This is a genomic window from Tsuneonella sp. CC-YZS046 (assembly GCF_035581365.1).
Taxonomy (GTDB): domain Bacteria; phylum Pseudomonadota; class Alphaproteobacteria; order Sphingomonadales; family Sphingomonadaceae; genus JAWKXU01.
The window spans coordinates 1932610-1947917 of the sequence record NZ_CP141590.1 but is presented as its reverse complement, the minus strand read 5'-3'; the positions used below and the strand labels follow the sequence as shown (position 1 = coordinate 1947917).

The 15308-nt window shown below is 64.2% G+C and carries 18 protein-coding genes and 1 other RNA gene; 9 read left to right on the top strand and 10 right to left on the bottom strand.

Annotated features, from left to right (window positions below; all coding sequences use genetic code 11):
- Window positions 1–3: 3 nt before the first annotated feature.
- The 6 genes from U8326_RS09560 to U8326_RS09535 all read left to right on the top strand — a co-directional run bounded on the left by U8326_RS09560 (window position 4) and on the right by U8326_RS09535 (window position 4364).
- On the top strand, window positions 4–498 hold the full coding sequence (locus tag U8326_RS09560; protein ID WP_324739972.1) for a hypothetical protein: 495 nt from the start codon (window positions 4–6) through the stop codon (window positions 496–498).
- 87 nt (window positions 499–585) lie between these two features.
- Window positions 586–1356 (top strand): SDR family oxidoreductase, encoded by a 771-nt coding sequence (locus U8326_RS09555; RefSeq protein ID WP_324739970.1) that lies wholly within the window; start codon window positions 586–588, stop codon window positions 1354–1356.
- Window positions 1357–1403: 47 nt separating this feature from the next.
- Window positions 1404–2627 (top strand): cytochrome P450, encoded by a 1224-nt coding sequence (locus U8326_RS09550; protein ID WP_324739969.1) that lies wholly within the window; start codon window positions 1404–1406, stop codon window positions 2625–2627.
- Window positions 2628–2654: 27 nt separating this feature from the next.
- Window positions 2655–2858 (top strand): ferredoxin, encoded by a 204-nt coding sequence (locus U8326_RS09545; RefSeq protein ID WP_324739968.1) that lies wholly within the window; start codon window positions 2655–2657, stop codon window positions 2856–2858.
- Window positions 2855–3211 (top strand): EthD domain-containing protein, encoded by a 357-nt coding sequence (locus U8326_RS09540; protein WP_324739967.1) that lies wholly within the window; start codon window positions 2855–2857, stop codon window positions 3209–3211. Before U8326_RS09545 ends, U8326_RS09540 begins: the two co-directional genes overlap by 4 nt.
- A gap of 7 nt (window positions 3212–3218) precedes the next feature.
- Window positions 3219–4364, top strand: coding sequence for an acyl-CoA dehydrogenase family protein (locus U8326_RS09535; protein ID WP_324739966.1), 1146 nt, complete (start codon window positions 3219–3221; stop codon window positions 4362–4364).
- A gap of 120 nt (window positions 4365–4484) precedes the next feature.
- On the opposite strand, the gene U8326_RS09530 is transcribed toward U8326_RS09535, so the two are convergent.
- The 3 genes from U8326_RS09530 to U8326_RS09520 all read right to left on the bottom strand — a co-directional run bounded on the left by U8326_RS09530 (window position 4485) and on the right by U8326_RS09520 (window position 8794).
- Window positions 4485–5714 (bottom strand): FAD-binding oxidoreductase, encoded by a 1230-nt coding sequence (locus U8326_RS09530; RefSeq protein WP_324739964.1) that lies wholly within the window; start codon window positions 5712–5714, stop codon window positions 4485–4487.
- 542 nt (window positions 5715–6256) lie between these two features.
- Window positions 6257–8257, bottom strand: coding sequence for a TonB-dependent receptor family protein (locus U8326_RS09525; RefSeq protein WP_324739962.1), 2001 nt, complete (start codon window positions 8255–8257; stop codon window positions 6257–6259).
- A 126-nt stretch (window positions 8258–8383) separates the two neighbouring features.
- Window positions 8384–8794 (bottom strand): DUF2946 family protein, encoded by a 411-nt coding sequence (locus tag U8326_RS09520; protein WP_324739961.1) that lies wholly within the window; start codon window positions 8792–8794, stop codon window positions 8384–8386.
- Between the two features lie 127 nt (window positions 8795–8921).
- Here U8326_RS09520 and U8326_RS09515 point away from each other — a divergent pair, with 127 nt between their 5' ends.
- A complete protein-coding gene (locus tag U8326_RS09515) occupies window positions 8922–9407 on the top strand; it encodes a MaoC family dehydratase (protein ID WP_324739959.1) in 486 nt (161 codons plus the stop codon).
- Between the two features lie 46 nt (window positions 9408–9453).
- Here the strand turns inward: U8326_RS09515 and purU are convergent, their stop codons facing one another.
- The 6 genes from purU to U8326_RS09485 all read right to left on the bottom strand — a co-directional run bounded on the left by purU (window position 9454) and on the right by U8326_RS09485 (window position 13961).
- A complete protein-coding gene (gene purU / locus U8326_RS09510; RefSeq protein WP_324739957.1) occupies window positions 9454–10332 on the bottom strand; it encodes a formyltetrahydrofolate deformylase in 879 nt (292 codons plus the stop codon).
- An 88-nt stretch (window positions 10333–10420) separates the two neighbouring features.
- Complete coding sequence (locus U8326_RS09505) at window positions 10421–11269, bottom strand: alpha/beta hydrolase (RefSeq protein ID WP_324739956.1); 849 nt, start codon at window positions 11267–11269, stop codon at window positions 10421–10423.
- Between the two features lie 39 nt (window positions 11270–11308).
- Window positions 11309–11863: an NUDIX hydrolase gene (locus U8326_RS09500; protein WP_324739954.1), complete on the bottom strand. Its 555-nt coding sequence runs from the start codon at window positions 11861–11863 to the stop codon at window positions 11309–11311.
- Window positions 11860–12543 (bottom strand): TPM domain-containing protein, encoded by a 684-nt coding sequence (locus tag U8326_RS09495; RefSeq protein WP_324739953.1) that lies wholly within the window; start codon window positions 12541–12543, stop codon window positions 11860–11862. Before U8326_RS09495 ends, U8326_RS09500 begins: the two co-directional genes overlap by 4 nt.
- Window positions 12544–12552: 9 nt before the next feature.
- The gene (locus U8326_RS09490) at window positions 12553–13329 is read right to left on the bottom strand and encodes a TPM domain-containing protein (protein ID WP_416385467.1); all 777 of its coding nucleotides are present in this window, start codon (window positions 13327–13329) and stop codon (window positions 12553–12555) included.
- Window positions 13330–13343: 14 nt separating this feature from the next.
- A complete protein-coding gene (locus U8326_RS09485) occupies window positions 13344–13961 on the bottom strand; it encodes a LemA family protein (RefSeq protein ID WP_324739951.1) in 618 nt (205 codons plus the stop codon).
- Window positions 13962–14117: 156 nt separating this feature from the next.
- Between U8326_RS09485 and mscL the strand changes: the two genes are divergently transcribed.
- Window positions 14118–14537: a large conductance mechanosensitive channel protein MscL gene (gene mscL, locus U8326_RS09480; protein WP_324739949.1), complete on the top strand. Its 420-nt coding sequence runs from the start codon at window positions 14118–14120 to the stop codon at window positions 14535–14537.
- Window positions 14538–14553: 16 nt separating this feature from the next.
- Window positions 14554–14897: a transfer-messenger RNA gene (ssrA, locus tag U8326_RS09475) on the top strand.
- Between the two features lie 114 nt (window positions 14898–15011).
- On the opposite strand, the gene U8326_RS09470 is transcribed toward ssrA, so the two are convergent.
- Window positions 15012–15263, bottom strand: coding sequence for a hypothetical protein (locus U8326_RS09470; protein WP_324739948.1), 252 nt, complete (start codon window positions 15261–15263; stop codon window positions 15012–15014).
- Between the last annotated feature and the right edge of the window lie 45 nt (window positions 15264–15308).

Here is a 15308-nt window from a genome sequence, read left to right as displayed (position 1 = left end):
GACATGAGCGGAGAGGTCATCAAGGGCGTTACCATCAATTGCGCCGTCACCACCGATAATCCCACGGCCCGCAAGAACATCGACACGATCATCGATTTCTTCTCGGTCTATCTGAAGGACAAGCCCTTCTTCTATTCGCTCTGGGTCAGCGACGAGCCGGAAGTGATCACGCCTTTCGTGACCGATGGGGTGGCCATCTGCCACTATGCCAGCCATCGCGGCTGGGATGCGGTCAAAGCCTTCTGGGACCCGATCCATGACGAGATGACGGGCCGTTTCGACTGGTTCATCGACGAGATCATAGTGGGCGGGGACCCCGACGTGATCGTCACGAAATCCAACAGCATGATCGACGTCGATACCGGCCCGACCTGGGGGAACAGGCACGTCGCCTATAACGGGCGCTATATCCAGATATTCAAGTTCAGCGGCGGAAAGGTGAAATCCTTCGAGGAATATTACGACACCGCTCTCCTCAACGCCGCTTACGGTGGTTGAGTTGCGATGATCGGCTTCGTGGCTAATCTCGACGATCTTCCCGATGGGAAGGCCCGGTCAAGGCGACTTGAAGGACGTTCCATCCTGGTGACAGGCGCCGCCCAGGGGATGGGCAAGGCGATTGCCCTGCGCGCCGCGCGGGAAGGGGCGGCTTCGGTCACGCTTGCCGACATCAAGGAAACCGAGGGGCAGGCCGCCGCGCGCGAGGTCGAGGCGGAAGGGGCGAAGTCGCTCTTCGTGGCCGCCGATCTGCGGGCGGGCGCCGACATTGTGGCGATGGTTGCCGCGGCAGCCGAGTTCGGCGGTGGGTTGGATGTTCTCGTCAATAATGCCGGGATTACCGACGATGGCCTGACCGGCGGCCCGCAGACCCTGGACTCGCTCACGGAAGAGCAGTGGGACGAGATGATGGACATCAACCTCAAGGCGATGTGGCGCGCGGTGCGCGCGGCCGCGCCCTGGCTGAGGAAGTCCGACAGGCAACCGGCGATTGTCAATGCGGCCTCGGTGGCGAGCACATTCGCCTATCCCGGCATCCCGGCCTATTCGGTGGCGAAAGGCGCGGTGAAGCTGCTGACCCAGATCATGGCGGCGGACTATGCCCCCTATGGCATTCGCTGCAATGCCTATGCGCCAGGCGCGATTTCCACGCCGATGCTGATGCATTCGATCGATACGGCACCCGATCGGGAAGAAGCGATCAAACTCACCTCGGGGCCGCACTTGATCAAGCGTCTTGGCGATCCGGACGAGGCGGCTGCCCTGGCGTGCTTCCTCGCGTCGGGCGAAGCGAGTTTCATGACCGGTGCAACGGTGCTGGTCGATGGCGGGACGTCCGCCTGGCGAGGCAATGGCTAGATTTTGATGGGAGACGCAAGATGGGAGAACGGAGTCCTGCAAAGATTATGGATCGGACAGATCCGGAACTGAGCCCCGAACGGCTGATCGAACGTTTCGGTCGCGATTTCTTCCGTGATTTCGATATCGACGATCCTAATCTGAACGAGCATTTCCACGAGATCATCGACTTGATGGTCCAGAAATGCCCGGTGGCCCACAGCAATGTGGGCACGGGGTATTATGTGTTCAGCACCGAGGACGCGGTGCGTCAGATCGGCCAGGATTGGCAGACGTTCAGCAGTGCCAAGGGCTATATTCCCAATCGGCCCGCCGATCAGCCGCTTATGATCCCGGTTGAGCAGGACCCCCCGAACCACACCAGCTGGCGGCGCGCATTGAACCCGCACATGAGCCCCCAGGTGATGGACTCCATAAGGGAGGATGTGGCGCGAGAGGTGAACCTGCTGATCGACAAGTTCATCGACCGGGGGGAATGCGAGTTCATCAGCGAAATGGCGGGCGTGCTGCCCGGCCGCGCGTTCTTCATCTATGTGCTCGGCGTGCCGGTCGACGACCTGCCGGAACTGGTCCACGATGTCGACAAGTCCCTTTTCGGCCCATTGGACGAGCGCACCAAATACCACAAGAAGGTGTATGACTATCTCGAGGCGTTCCTGAAGAAGCGGAAGGAAATGCCTCCTCAGGGCGACATCGTCGACACCATCCTGCAAGGGGTGACCTACAAGGACGGCAGCGAAGCGCCCTGGGACCATCAGGTGTCGGTCGTGCTCGATCTGACCTATGGCGGCATTTCCACCACCATCTATGCGGTCGGCTCGATCGCCCGCCATCTCGCCGATCATCCGGAACAGCGCCAGCAATTGCTCGATCATCCCGAATGGATCGAGAACTCGGTGGAGGAATTCGTCCGGGCCTATTCGCCGGTCGTGGCGATGGGGCGCACCTGCATGCGCGACGTCGAGGTCGATGGAGTCCAGCTCAAGGAGGGGGATTACGTCATGCTCGGCTTCTCGGGGGCCGGGCGCGATCCGCGCACGATCGAGAAGCCCAGGGAGCTTAATTTCGCGGAGCCGACAATCCATCACCCCACCTTCGGCGTGGGGCCGCATCGCTGCATCGGATCGCACCTCGCGCGCATGGAACTGGCCGTCTTCATTCGCGAATGGCTCAAGCGCATTCCGCATTTCAGAGTGAAGCCCGGCACCCAGCCGGTTTACGAGACAGGCTTCTTGCGGGCGATGAGCTCGCTCTACATCGAGTGGAAATAAGACAGACCGGAAGCTGGGAGTTTGGAAATGATGCGTCTCAAGGTGGACGAGAACCTCTGCTCCGGCCACGGCCGGTGCGCGAAGTTCGCCCCCAATGTCTTTGCCCTTGACGAAGCGGGCTTCAACATTGCGGTCGGGGAAGTGGTGGTGGTTCCCCCCGGCGAGGAAGAGAATGCGACCAAGGGCATGAAGGCTTGCCCCGAGCGCGCCATTTCCGGAGTGGATGGATGACGATAGCGCTGATCGTCTGCATCAAGCGGCGAGCGGGTCTGAGCCAGCGGGAATTTTCCCGTCACTGGCGGGAAACTCACGCCCCGCTCATTCGCAATTGCGCCGAATTCAACCGGCATCTTGTCCGCTATACCCAGCACCACCTGGCTGATCCTGATTCACCGATCGCAACGATGTTCGGGATCTCGGGCGATTACGACGGGATCGCGGTGCTGGAGTTCCGGTCGATGGATGCGATGCTCCAGGCATTCGAGGAGCCGGCCTATCTTGAACGGATAAGGCCGGACGAGCCAAACTTTGTCGATCTCGAACGCGGGCTGTGCTTCATCACAGAACCGTTCAGCGTGATCTGACGGTTCCATGGATTTCTCCTTTTCCGAGGAGCAGCGGCTGGTTGCCGAAACCATGCGCGCTTTCGCGCGGGATGTCCTGCTGCCCAAATATGCATATTGGGACCGCACCGGGGAGCTTCCGCGGGAGCAGTTCCTGAAGATGGGGCAGATCGGCCTTCTGGGCCTCAGGGTTCCGGAAGAGCATGGGGGGCAGGAAGTCGACGCGATAACCGCCGGCATCGCCATCGAGGCTGCCGCTTCGGGCGATTTCAATTGCTGCTATGCCATTTTGATCGCCTGTTTCGCCGGGGAGATGCTCGGCCGGTATGCCCCTGAGCAGGTCAGTGCCGAGTGGCTGCCCGGCATGGCGGCGGGCGAGAAGATCATCTGCACCTGCCTGACCGAGCCGCAAGGCGGTTCGGATGCCGTGGGAATCCGTGCCCGGGCGGTGCGAGATGGCGGAGATTACGTGATCTCCGGCGAAAAGGCGTCGATCACGCTGGTGATGGCCGGCGATGCCGGGATCGTCTTCGCAAAAACCGATCCGGGGGCGGGGGCGAGGGGCGTTACGGCTTTCCTCGTTCCGTTCGATCTGCCGGGGGTGTCGCGCAGCGCGTATTCGGACCTTGGTTCGCGCGGGATTGCGCGTGGCTCGCTTTTCCTCGACGAGGTCCGCATCCCGGCGCGCTATCGCATCGGCGAGGAAGGTGGCGCCTTTTCCAGGGTCATGCATACCTTCGATTACACCCGGGCTCTCATCGGCTTGATGTGCCTGGGCGCCGCGCAGGCAAGCCTTGCCGAAACCGTCGAATATCTCAAAAACCGTCAGTCATTCGGCAAGCCATTGTCCAAATATCAGGGCGTGACCTTCCCTTTGGCCGACTGGGCCGCAAAGATGGAAATGGCGCGCTGGCTTTGCTTTCGCACTCTGTGGCTGCGGGATCAGGGCCTGCCGCATACGTCGGAGGCGGCGATGTGCAAGATGCAGTGCCCCGATATTGCGGCAGGCGCCATTCACGAATGCCTGCTGCTGCATGGGCATTATGGCTATACCACAGACTATCCTCAGGAGCAGCGCCTGCGGGACGTGATCGGCCAGCAGATCGCGGACGGCACCACGCAAATCCAGAAGATGATCGTCGCGCGAGAGATCTTCGGGCGGGATTTCGTCTGATGGCGTCTCCCTTGATGTAATCCGGCATCATGGCGATGCTGGCGCGGGCCGCGCGAGGTCAAGCTGCGGAATCCGGCCAGGCGAAATGCCAGGCTCGCCCGGCTGATGCCCAATCTCCGCTCAGAAGTCGCGGTGGAAGCTGACGAGATCGCTGTCGGGGTCGCCTTTGCCGGTGATGAGCCCGCGCAGCATCTGGGCCGCCATCATCGAGAAGGTGATGCCGTTCCCGCCATAACCCATGGCGGCGTAGCAGTTCGGCATCTTCGGGATGCGCCCGATCGTCGGGGTGCCGACCGGGCTGTTGCCGAAACTGCCGGCCCAGGCATGGACCGGGGTGGGGTCGATCATCGGCAGCAGCCGGCCCAGCTTTCGCGTCAGCGTGCGGGTCTTGGCGTCGATCCTGGCGTCGCGCTCGTCGGCATCCGCGATCTCTTCATCCTCGCCGCCGCAGATCACCTCGCCCCGGGGCGTGGTGCGGATGTAGAGATAGGGGTCCGACGCTTCCCAGATCATCGCCTCGGTCGGCCACAGATTGCGCGGCTGAGGCGCGGTCGCGATCGACCAGCTTGAAATGATCGTGTTGCCCAGTCGCGGAATGCCCTTCAGCATTTCGTAGCCGCTCGCCATCACCACCTGATCGGCCCGCACCTGTGGCCCCGATGCCGTCTCCAGCGTGACGCCGCCGTCCCCGGCATCCACGGCGCAGACTTCAACCGGCGCGTAGAGGCGGGCGCCTCTGGCAAGGGCGATATTGAGGTATCCTGCCGCCAGCTTGCGGGGGTCCGCGCTGTAGTTTCCGAAGCCGATGATCGCATGACGCCCGCCGATGCCGTAGCGTTCCTTGACCACTGCAGGCGGGATCAGTTCAACCTCGAACCCCGCGCGCCGCCGCGCATCGGCCTCCTCGGCCAGCCCCGATGCGTCGAGCACGTTCCCGTCGAGATAGATCGAGCCGCGCGTCGCCGTGTCGGCACGGATGCCGAGCCGTTCGGTCCGCTCGCGCAGCGCGTCCACCGCCAGCCGCGACCGGCGCCAGATCCGTTCCGCGCGGTCCCGCCCGATCCGCTCCGCCATCTGGCACAGCGGCGTGTCCAGCTCATACTGCAGCATCGCGGTGGACGCGGGAGTCGATCCCAGCAGCGGCCCCCGGCGGTCGAGGATCACGACCGAAAGACCGGCTTCGCTCAACCCTTCCGCGATCAGCGCGCCGGAAATGCCCGCTCCGACCACCGCCACATCGCAGCGCACGGTGCGGGTCAGGCGCTTGATCGCGATTGCCGGGCGGCGCTTCGCCGACCAGATCGACTGCCCCGTTCGCAGGTCCCGGTGATGCGTTGCCGAATTCCGCATATGCCAATCCTCTCGCCCACCGATGCGCTCTCGGGACAGCATCGGCGGCGGAGAGAATATCAGAATTGCGGGACGCCGCCTAATCCATGGCGCCGACCAAGCGCGGGGCTTTTGGGCCGCTCGGGCGCTCCCGAAACTTTCCTACCTCGCGGAAATCTGGCTTATCCTGCCGGATGACGTGCAGAACATCCCGCATCGCCCGCCGGCCCGGCAACTGCCGGATACGCGCTGGCGGAAAGGCCCCTGCGCGAAAGGTCACACTGAAAAACCCATGCAACTGGCCATGGAAGGGCGGTTTATCGCGGGGATGCAGGGGCGCGGGCGGCGCAATCGCAATGCACATTTCCGGCGTTCTGCGTCAACCGGCGTGCCGCTGCCTTTCCTTCGCCATCCTCGTGCAGGCGGTGTTCCAGTCAGCCCTGCTCTGCCTCGCCCTGGGTTCCCGCTTGCGCGGGAATGACCGAAAAAATATGGGAATGGCCGCGGCGGCCATGGTCCATCAGGGTGCGGGCAGGCGGCGAACCGCCCGCCCGTTCCCCTCATCAGAACCGGGCGCGGACCCCGGCATAGAGCGCGCGGCGTTCCACCGGATAGTAGATCGCCGAGGCGTCGGTGGCCAGGATCGCGGCCGAGACATCGCCGATCGCCTTTTTGCCGGTCAGGTTGCGGGCATCGAGGAACAGGTCGATGCCGTCCCGCACGGTCGCTCCGGCGGTCAGGCCCAGCAAGGCATAGCCGCCGGTCCTGCGGGTGTTGCGGTAATCGGCCCAGGCCCCATCGGGCACCCATTCCAGATTGGGCGCGACATGCAGCCCATCGCCGCCCAGCCTGATTTCACTGCGCAGGACGTTCTTCGGCACCACCGGCAGGCGATTGTCGCCGAACTCGGCGTCGTTGCGGAAGCGGAAGTCGGAATATTGCCAGATCTGGCGCAGCCGCAGCCAATCGGTCGGCTCCAGGCTCAACCCCAGTTCGATGCCCTGGTGCAAGGTGCGGTCGGCATTGAAGGTCGAGGCCGGAATGCTGGCGTTCACCGTATATTGCAGCATTTCTCCCTTGATCCGCGCCCTGTAGAACGAAAGATCCCAGCCCAGCCGGCCGGACTTGCCCAAGCCGATCATTCCACGCGTGCCGATCTCCGCCGTCCAGGCCCGCTGTTCCCTGAGCGGCACGAAGGCCGAGATCTGGGCAAGCTCGACGAAGCCGGGGAATTCGGCCGATCGGCTGTAATTGGCGTAAAGCTGGATGTCGGGCGCGGCTTGCCACAACACGCCGAACTTGGGCGAGAAGGCATCGAACGAAGCCCTGCCGACAGCGGATACGGGAAACTGCTGTTCCTGCCTGCGGAAGCCGTCGGCATAGATGCCGCCCGCGATCAGGCTGAACCCGGGCATGGGCGTGACCCGCACTTCCCCGTAAACGGTGGATGTGCGCGCTTTCTGATCCGCGTCGAAAGTAAGGGCGCCGCGCTTCCCGTCCACATTGACGAAGCGCCGGGATCGGACCGAGCCCCAGCGGGATTCACCGCCCAGCGTGGCGGAAAGGATGCCGGCGGCCCATTCCAGCCGGGCATAGACCCCCTTGTCCTTCGAGTTCTGGTCGATCACCTGATAGATCGGGTGATACAGGTCCTTCGCGTTGTAGAACGCCCCGACGTTCAGGGTGGCGTTGCCCAGATCGAAGGTGGTGCGGTTCTGCAGGCGCAGCGAGTTTATGTCGCGCGCCTGGTCGCCCGCGAAATTGCCGGTCTTCGGCTTGCTCCGCGCCACGGCGGCGGTCAGCGCGCCCGGCAATTCCTGGTCGAGGGTGTTCGTGCTGAGGTAGAAGCGGGTGGAAATCCCATCGGCCAGCCTTGCCCCGATATTGCCGTGGAAGCGGATCGAATCCCGGTTGGCATGGTCGCGGTCGCCATTGTGGCTGTCGGCGCTGATCCCGGCCCAGCCGTTGAGGCGCTCGTCGCCGAAGCCCGCGGAGACAAGCCCCCGGATCATGCCGTAGGAGCCGCCGTCGATCCTGGCATAAACACCGTGGGCATTGTCGCCGGTGGGGGTGACGCCGTTGATCGCGCCGCCGAGCGTGCCCGATCCGAAGCGCAGCGCATTGGCCCCGCGATAGACTTCGAGGTGATCGAAGAAGATCGGCTCCAGCTCCTGAAAATCGCCATTGTCGTCCGCGAGGTTGATCGGGATGCCGTCCTGCAGCAGCGTCAGCCCGCGCATATGATACCCGCGCGAAATGCCGGAGCCACGGATGGAGATGCGCACCTCCTGGCCGAAGCGGGGCTGGGTGTAGACGCCGGGCGAGAAGGCCAGCGTGTCGCGCAGCGAAACCACGGTGCGGTCGGCATAGTCTTCGTGGCTCACCACATTGGCACCGCCGGGCGTGGCTTGCGCCTTCTGTTCCGCTTCGGCGGTGGCGGCGCGGCCGGTAACGATGATGGTGTTGCGGCGGTCGGTATCGCTGTCGGAATTGGCGGAGGTTTCCGCATGGGCCGAAGTGGCGAAGGCAGTCGCTGCGACAAGCGCAATAAGCGAGATTTTCATAGGGGTTGTCCCTGGAATCGTGTGCTGTGCATGGTGCCCGCCGAAGGCCGCGAGCGCGCATCGCGCGCTCTGTCCGCGCCCGTTCAGGGCATCGGCGCGGCCATTCCGGCGGGAAGGTTCAGTCGATCAGGCCAGGGACGGCGGGCCGCGCAGCGGCGGCAGGATATAGGACGCGCGCCTGAGGCGCAGCGCGGGCGCGGGCGCGAAGCCCAGCGCCAGGATAAGGGCCAGGACAATGGCCAGCAGGGCCGCGTCCGCGCCGGAAAGCGACGCCATGCCGAGCGCGGAATAGGGGCAGGTGCCAGCGCCCTTGCCGTGCTCCTCCGCGCCGCTGGCCGGCTTGCCGGTCTGCGGGATGACGATCTGCCTGGTGTCGTGCTTGCCGGTGGCGTCGGTACAGACCGCGATGGTGATGCCCTGCGGCTGCGATCCGATCATGTAGCCGGCCGGCAGCAGCGCCTTCATGGCGAGCGCCAGAGCGACCAGCATGGCGGCCAGTTGCCGATGATCGCGGAAGAAGGCGCGCAGGCTCCCCATGCGCGCCCCTTAGGACCAACCGGGCCGCCTGTCACCCCGTCACTGCGGTTGCTGGCCTGGAAAGGCGAATTGCCCTAGCAGGGCGCGAAAGGCCGGAGCGATCTCCGGGGCGAAGAGGATGGGATGAATGACTGAACGGAAGCGATATATCGGGCCTGCCGCGCGGTTTCTCGAGGATTTCACGGTGGGCGAACAGATCGTGACGCAGGGGCGCACGATGACGCAGGCCGACGGGCTGTTCTGGTCGATGTACAGCGGCGACATGAACCCGATGCATGTCGATTACGATTACGCCGCCACCCACGGGCTGTTCGGTGGCGCCTTTCCGCCCGGCCTTGCGACTATTGCCATCGCCTCCGGTCTGATGGAGCGGCTCGGGCTGTCGGCGGGAACGGGGCTGGCGATCATCGAGCAGACGATCCGCTACAAGGCGCCGGTGCTGTTCGGCGACACCATCCGGCTGGAGCTGACCGTCAGCGAGATTCGCCCGCATGCGGTGAAGCCGCAGGGCAAGGTCACTTTCGATTACCAAATCGTCCGGGGCGAGGCCGAGGTGGTGATCGAAGGCGAATGGCGCTGGCTGTTCGCCAGCCGCGCCGCCGTGGCCGGCTGATCGTAAGTCACGGCGGAGGCGTCGGTCACGGCAGGAGCGGCGGCGGTTATTCGGGAAAGACCACGGTGTTCGCGCCGTTCACCATCACCCGGTCCGCCAGATGATAGCGGACAGCCCGCGCCAGCACCCGGCGCTCGATGTCGCGCCCCTTGCGCACCAGGTCATCCGGCCGGTCGCGATGGCTGACCCGCTCGATGTCCTGCTCGATGATCGGGCCTTCATCGAGATCGGAGGTGACGTAATGGGCGGTGGCGCCGATGATCTTCACGCCCCTGGCATGGGCCTGGTGATAGGGCTTGGCCCCCTTGAAGCCGGGCAGGAAGCTGTGATGGATGTTGATGCAGCGCCCGGACAGGAACTGCGCCAGATCGTCCGACAGGATCTGCATGTAGCGGGCGAGGATGACGAGATCCGCGCCGGTTTCCTGCACCACCTGCTTGATCCGGGCTTCCTGCTGCGGCTTGGTGTCCCTGGTGATCGGGAAATGATGGAACGGAATGTCGCCGAAATTGAGGCCGTTGTAAATTTCGAGGGGGTGGTTGGAAATGATCCCGACCGGCTCCATCGAGATTTCGCCGATGCGCCAGCGATAGAGCAGGTCCGCCAGGCAGTGGTCGAATTTGGATGCGAGGATCAGCACCTTCTGCGGCCGCGAATGATCGCGCAGCGACCATTCCATTCCGAACTTTTCGGCGACCGGGGTGAAATCCTTCTTCACGGCTTCGAGGTCGGTCGTGCCCGACACCGCGTTGAAGGCGATCCGCGAGAAGAAGCGGCCGCTGTCGAGATCGTCGAACTGCTGGGCATCGAGGATATTGAAACCGGCCTTGTAGAGAAAATTGGTGGTTTCGGCCGAGATCCCTGGACGGTCGAGACAGGCCAGGCGCAGGACATAGACTTCGTTCTGCAATGCGCTTCCTTTCACCGGAAAATGCCCGATGCGGGCGATGCTGCGATGCAGCGCTCTTTTCCCCAGTGATCGGCAATTGTCCAGAGGCGGAAGCGGGGCGCGCTCACGACGGGGGCAATACGCGCCTGAGGAATTCGATGGTTCCCTGGTTGAAGCGGTCGTTGCGGTCGCCCGCGACCATGTGGCCCGCATCCGCGACGTCGACCACTTGGACGCGCGGCAGCATGTCCCGCAGCGCCGCCACGCCACGGTCGCTCACGATGTCGCTTTCCATTCCGCGCACCAGCAGCACCTCCGGCTTTTCCAGCCGTCCGATCGCCTCCATCGCTTGGGCGAACAGCGCGAAATCCCCTTCATGATCCATGTTCAATATCGCCGGGTCCCAATGCCAGCGCAGCCGCCCGTCCGTGCCTTCCCGCAAGTTCTTCTTCAGCCCCTTCGGGTCGCGCGGGCGGGGCCGTTCCGGATTGTAGGAGGCGACCGCCGCCGCCGCTTCTTCCAGATCGGCGAACCCGTCGGGATGGGCGTTCATGAATTCCAGCACGCGCTGGATGCCTGTGAGTTCGGGATAGGGAACCACGTCCACGATCACCAGGGCGTCGGCCTGCAGCCCATAGGCCCCGACCGCGGTCGTGGCAGTGACGCCGCCCAGCGACGCGCCGACCAGCGCAAGCCCGTTGCAGCCATCCCGCAGCACGGCTTCGATGTCGCGCGCGCGGATGGAGAGGGGATATTCGCCTGCCCGGCTCCATCCGCTGTCGCCATGCCCCCGCAGATCCATGTTGACCACGCGATAGCCTGCTTCCACCAGGCCGCGGGTGGCGCCGGCCCAGCTATGCCGGGTCTGCCCGCCGCCATGCATCAGCAGCACCGTGGGGGCATCCGTCGGCCCGCCCACGTCGGCGACCAGTTCGACCCCGTCGTGGCCGGTAAAGCTACGTGTTTCCATCATATTCATCCAAGCATGCAAGGAGAGACGGTATTCGTCCCCCTATGGTGTGCGCTCGGCTTGCGCAAGCAGGCCCGCGCCGAGGAACAGCAGCAGCCGCACGTCGATTGCGGCGCCGTCGGCCCTGCGGGCCTCGATGAATGCCTCCAGCCCGGAAAGCGCGACCCGGTGGACCGTGATGTTCTCCCCGGCCACGCCGCCGCCGTTCCCTACCTTCTCAAGTCCGCTCGCCCGGATCAGGGTGAAGCTTTCGCTGACCATGCCGGGCGACGAGTAGAACTCCCCGCAATTGCGGATGATGCGGGCGCGATAGCCGGTTTCCTCCTCCAGCTCGCGCGAGGCCGCCGTTTCAGCGGTTTCGCCATCGCCGCCGTCGTCATCGCCGACCAGCCCGGCCGGCAGCTCCAGGCAATTGCGGCCCAGCGGCACGCGATATTGCTCCACCAGCAGGACATGGCCGTCCTCCACCGCCAGAATGACGGCGGCGCGGATGCCGCGCGCGCGGGAAACATATTCCCAGCGGCCGCGCTTCTTGGTCGTGATGAAACGGCCTTCCCACATGATTTCCTCGGGAAGATGCGCATCCGGATCAGTCATACTTCGATCAACCTGTCGGGCAGTTCGTTCACATCGTCGTCATGGCGCGGAAGGTGACGGGCCAGCACCTCGCCGACCCGCTCCACCGCGGCAATCAGGCCATCGGCGGTGCGGCCCTGCCTGAGCTGCGCCAGCATGGCGGCCAGGGCATCGCCCCAGACTTCGGGGTTGACCCGCGCGGATATGGCTTCATCCGCCACGATCTCCGCACGATGCTCGGCCAGCGAGAGATAGATGAGGATGCCGGTGCGGCCACGGGTGCGGCGTTCGGCGCCGACCTTGAAGCAGGTTATGGCGCGGGCATGCACCCGGGCGCGCCGCAGCGGGCGGGGCGTCAGCCACAGCCGCAGCGGGCGCCAGAGCATCAGCAGCCACATGCTCGCGAACTTGAGGGTCGTGACCAGCAGGGCGACGCCGAAGACCAGCGGCGGCGTCCATTGATGGACCCAACCTCCGCTCAGCCGCTCATAGATGCCGAGGTAAAAGCCGGGTGCGATCGCCAGGGCAAGCAGTGCCATCAGCCCGACCGCGGCGGACCAGGCCAGCGCGACATCGCCGTAATCGTCGGATCGCTCGGCGAGGATGGTGACGATCTCGCCCGCGCTGTTCGCTTCCGCCGCGGCCACGGCCGCGCTGACCCGTTCGCGATCGGCATCGGACATTATCGCTGTGGCCGCCATTGCCGCCTCCTACCAGCTGCCGGAAGCGCCGCCGCCGCCGAAGCTGCCGCCGCCTCCCGAAAAACCGCCGCCGGAGAAACCTCCGCCTCCCCTGCCGCCGCCGAAGCTGCCGGGCCAGATCACCACCGGCGGCATTCCGCCCTTGCGATAGCGGCGCCCGCCGCCCAGCGAACCCAGCAGCGGCAGCACGAAGAAGAACAGGAAGAACAGGCCGAAGACGATCAGGCCCGGATCGAAGCCCGATGATTCAGGCGTTTGATTGGCTTGCTGGGCAAGCCGTTCCGCTTCCTCGGCGGGCAGGGTGAGCTGCCGGATGATGGCGTCGGTCCCCGCCTCGATACCCGCCGGCATATCGCCCTGCCTGAACCGGGGGATGATGGCCTGGTTGATGATGAGCGAGGACATGCCATCGGTCAGCACCGGCTCCAGCCCGTAGCCGACTTCGATCCGCACCTTGCGCTCGTTGGGCGCGACGATCAGCAAGGCGCCGTCATTGCGTTCCTTGTCGCCGATGCCCCAATGGCGGCCCAACTGGTAGCCGTAATCGGCGATGTCGTAGCCTTGCAGGCCGGGAAGGGTGACGACCACCAGCTGCCGTTGCGATTGCTGCTCCAGCCCGGCCAGCTTGGCGGTGAGGCCAGCCTCCATTTCGGGCGGGATGATATTGGCGGCATCGACCACCTGCCCGGTCAGCTGGGGGAAGGTCTGGGCCGCGCCCGCGCCCGGCAGCAGCAGCGCGAACGCGATCAGAAGTCCGGCCAGGAAGCGTTGGGGAAGGGCGGCCACCGGATCTGTCCGGCTCAGATCTTTCCTTCGAGGCTGGGCGCGACATCCGCTCCGGGCGTGGCCGCCTGATAGGGAGTCATCGGCTTGGCGCCATAGAATATCTTCGCGCCGATCGCGTCGGGGAAAGTGCGGATCGTGGTGTTATACTGCTGCACCGCGCCGTTATAATCGCGGATGGCGACGCGGATGCGGTTCTCCTGCCCTTCCAGCTGGCTTTGCAGCATCTGGTAATTGGTGATGCTCTTGAGTTCGGGATAACGCTCGACATTCACGAGCAGCCGACCCAGCCCGGCGAGCGAGCCGGAGAGCTGGTTCTGCGCCGCCTGGAACTGCGCCATCTTGGCCGGGTCGGTGAGATCGTCGGCCGAAAGCTGGACGCTGGTTGCCTTGGCGCGGGCTTCGATCACGCCGGTCAGGATCTCCTTTTCCTGCTCGGCCGCGCCCTTGGCGACGGCGGCAAGATTGGGGACGAGGTTCGCGCGTTCCTGGAAGGCAGCCTGGACATCGCCCCATTTCGCCTTCGCATTCTCCTCGGCTGTCGGTACCGAATTGATGCCGCATGCAGCGAGGCTGGATGCGGCAAGCGCGGCAAAGGCGAATTTCGCGGGACGAAAAACGGGGGAAGCAGTCATCGGCCTTGATCCTCGCAATCGCCGGTTCGCCAATCGTCCGGCTCTGCCAGCGTATGTAGCGCTCCGGGGTGGGGGCGCAAGCGCCTGTTCCGCATAGCTGTTGTTTGATCTCCGCTTCCGTGGCACCTCTAGGCATCGAGCAGGAGGACGAGACAGATGCTTCAGGAATTCAAGACCTTCATTTCGCGCGGCAGTGTGCTGGATTTGGCGGTCGGTGTCATCATCGGCGCGGCGTTCGGCAAGATTGTCACGTCGCTGACCGAAAGCGTTATCATGCCTTTCGTCGGCTGGGTGACGGGCGGAACGGATTTCACCAAATATTTCGTCCGTCTTGGCGATGTTCCTGCCGATTACACCGGCTCGCTTACGGATTATGCGGCGCTGAAGGCGGCTGGGGTGCCGATGATCGGCTATGGTGATTTCATCACCCAGGTCGTCAATTTCGTGATCCTGGCCTGGATCATCTTCCTGATCGTCAAGATGGCCAACAAGCTCAATCCGCCGCCCGATGCCGCCGCGCCGAGCGAGGTGGATCTGCTTGCCGAAATCCGGGACGAACTGAAAAAGCGGCCCTGACCGCGCCTGCGCCTGGTCACTTCACATTAATCGCATTGCCCCTATATAGGGCCTGCCGGTTTTGGCCGGCTATGGCGATAAACTGCGGTGTGCAATAGGCGCAGCGGACCCGGGGGCAGTACCCGGCGGCTCCACCATAATCCCCGTTCGCGGGTGTTCTGACGGGGCCGAACCAGGATCGACGTGTGTTGAAAAGCACTGTTTTCGCCCGGGCTGAGTAACCCGTTAAAGGCTCAAAACTCACAAGTGCCAATGACAATGAAGCACTTGCTCTCGCTGCGTAATCTGACGGCCTAACGGCCTGATCTTACAAAGCTACGAGCACGGTTCGGACCGAACCGGGTAACAGAATCGGAAACCGGGGGCCCGGGGCGGGCCTAGCAACAGAACCGCCCCATCCTGGCTTGCTGGAAAGGACTGCGCCGTAGCCTGCGAACAGTCCGCGCCCCCCGCCGATCAAGGCCCCCGCGCTGGCTAGGCCGGCCCTTGCGGCGATTGATCGGCCTTCGACCTTTCCTGTTCCAGCTTCAGGCAGTCGAGTATCTTGGCGCCGGCCATGAATACCGCGCCGGTGCAGGCGAGGAACAGCATCTTGCCGCCCCAGCCGGGATATTGGCGGAGATAGATGCTGCCCCGCTCCACTGCGCCCAATGCGATCGCATAGATGATCAGGAAGGCTTCCCACCTTGTCTTGATAACGAACAGCCGTCCGAGCTTGCGAAGCATTGGTAACCTTTCCTTAGGCATAAAATTCAACGCAACGATCATGCC

Excerpts from the sequence above, each read along its gene's own strand:
- U8326_RS09545 (WP_324739968.1), top strand. The coding sequence starts at position 2,655 with ATGATGCGTCTCAAGGTGGACGAGAACCTCTGCTCCGGCCACGGCCGG.
- U8326_RS09520 (WP_324739961.1), bottom strand. The coding sequence starts at position 8,794 with ATGGGGAGCCTGCGCGCCTTCTTCCGCGATCATCGGCAACTGGCCGCC.
- U8326_RS09525 (WP_324739962.1), bottom strand. The coding sequence starts at position 8,257 with ATGAAAATCTCGCTTATTGCGCTTGTCGCAGCGACTGCCTTCGCCACT.
- U8326_RS09500 (WP_324739954.1), bottom strand. The coding sequence starts at position 11,863 with ATGACTGATCCGGATGCGCATCTTCCCGAGGAAATCATGTGGGAAGGC.
- U8326_RS09470 (WP_324739948.1), bottom strand. The coding sequence starts at position 15,263 with ATGCTTCGCAAGCTCGGACGGCTGTTCGTTATCAAGACAAGGTGGGAA.
- U8326_RS09485 (WP_324739951.1), bottom strand. The coding sequence starts at position 13,961 with ATGACTGCTTCCCCCGTTTTTCGTCCCGCGAAATTCGCCTTTGCCGCG.
- U8326_RS09535 (WP_324739966.1), top strand. The coding sequence starts at position 3,219 with ATGGATTTCTCCTTTTCCGAGGAGCAGCGGCTGGTTGCCGAAACCATG.
- U8326_RS09495 (WP_324739953.1), bottom strand. The coding sequence starts at position 12,543 with ATGGCGGCCACAGCGATAATGTCCGATGCCGATCGCGAACGGGTCAGC.
- U8326_RS09550 (WP_324739969.1), top strand. The coding sequence starts at position 1,404 with ATGGATCGGACAGATCCGGAACTGAGCCCCGAACGGCTGATCGAACGT.
- U8326_RS09505 (WP_324739956.1), bottom strand. The coding sequence starts at position 11,269 with ATGATGGAAACACGTAGCTTTACCGGCCACGACGGGGTCGAACTGGTC.
- U8326_RS09530 (WP_324739964.1), bottom strand. The coding sequence starts at position 5,714 with ATGCGGAATTCGGCAACGCATCACCGGGACCTGCGAACGGGGCAGTCG.
- U8326_RS09540 (WP_324739967.1), top strand. The coding sequence starts at position 2,855 with ATGACGATAGCGCTGATCGTCTGCATCAAGCGGCGAGCGGGTCTGAGC.
- mscL (WP_324739949.1), top strand. The coding sequence starts at position 14,118 with ATGCTTCAGGAATTCAAGACCTTCATTTCGCGCGGCAGTGTGCTGGAT.
- U8326_RS09560 (WP_324739972.1), top strand. The coding sequence starts at position 4 with ATGAGCGGAGAGGTCATCAAGGGCGTTACCATCAATTGCGCCGTCACC.
- U8326_RS09515 (WP_324739959.1), top strand. The coding sequence starts at position 8,922 with ATGACTGAACGGAAGCGATATATCGGGCCTGCCGCGCGGTTTCTCGAG.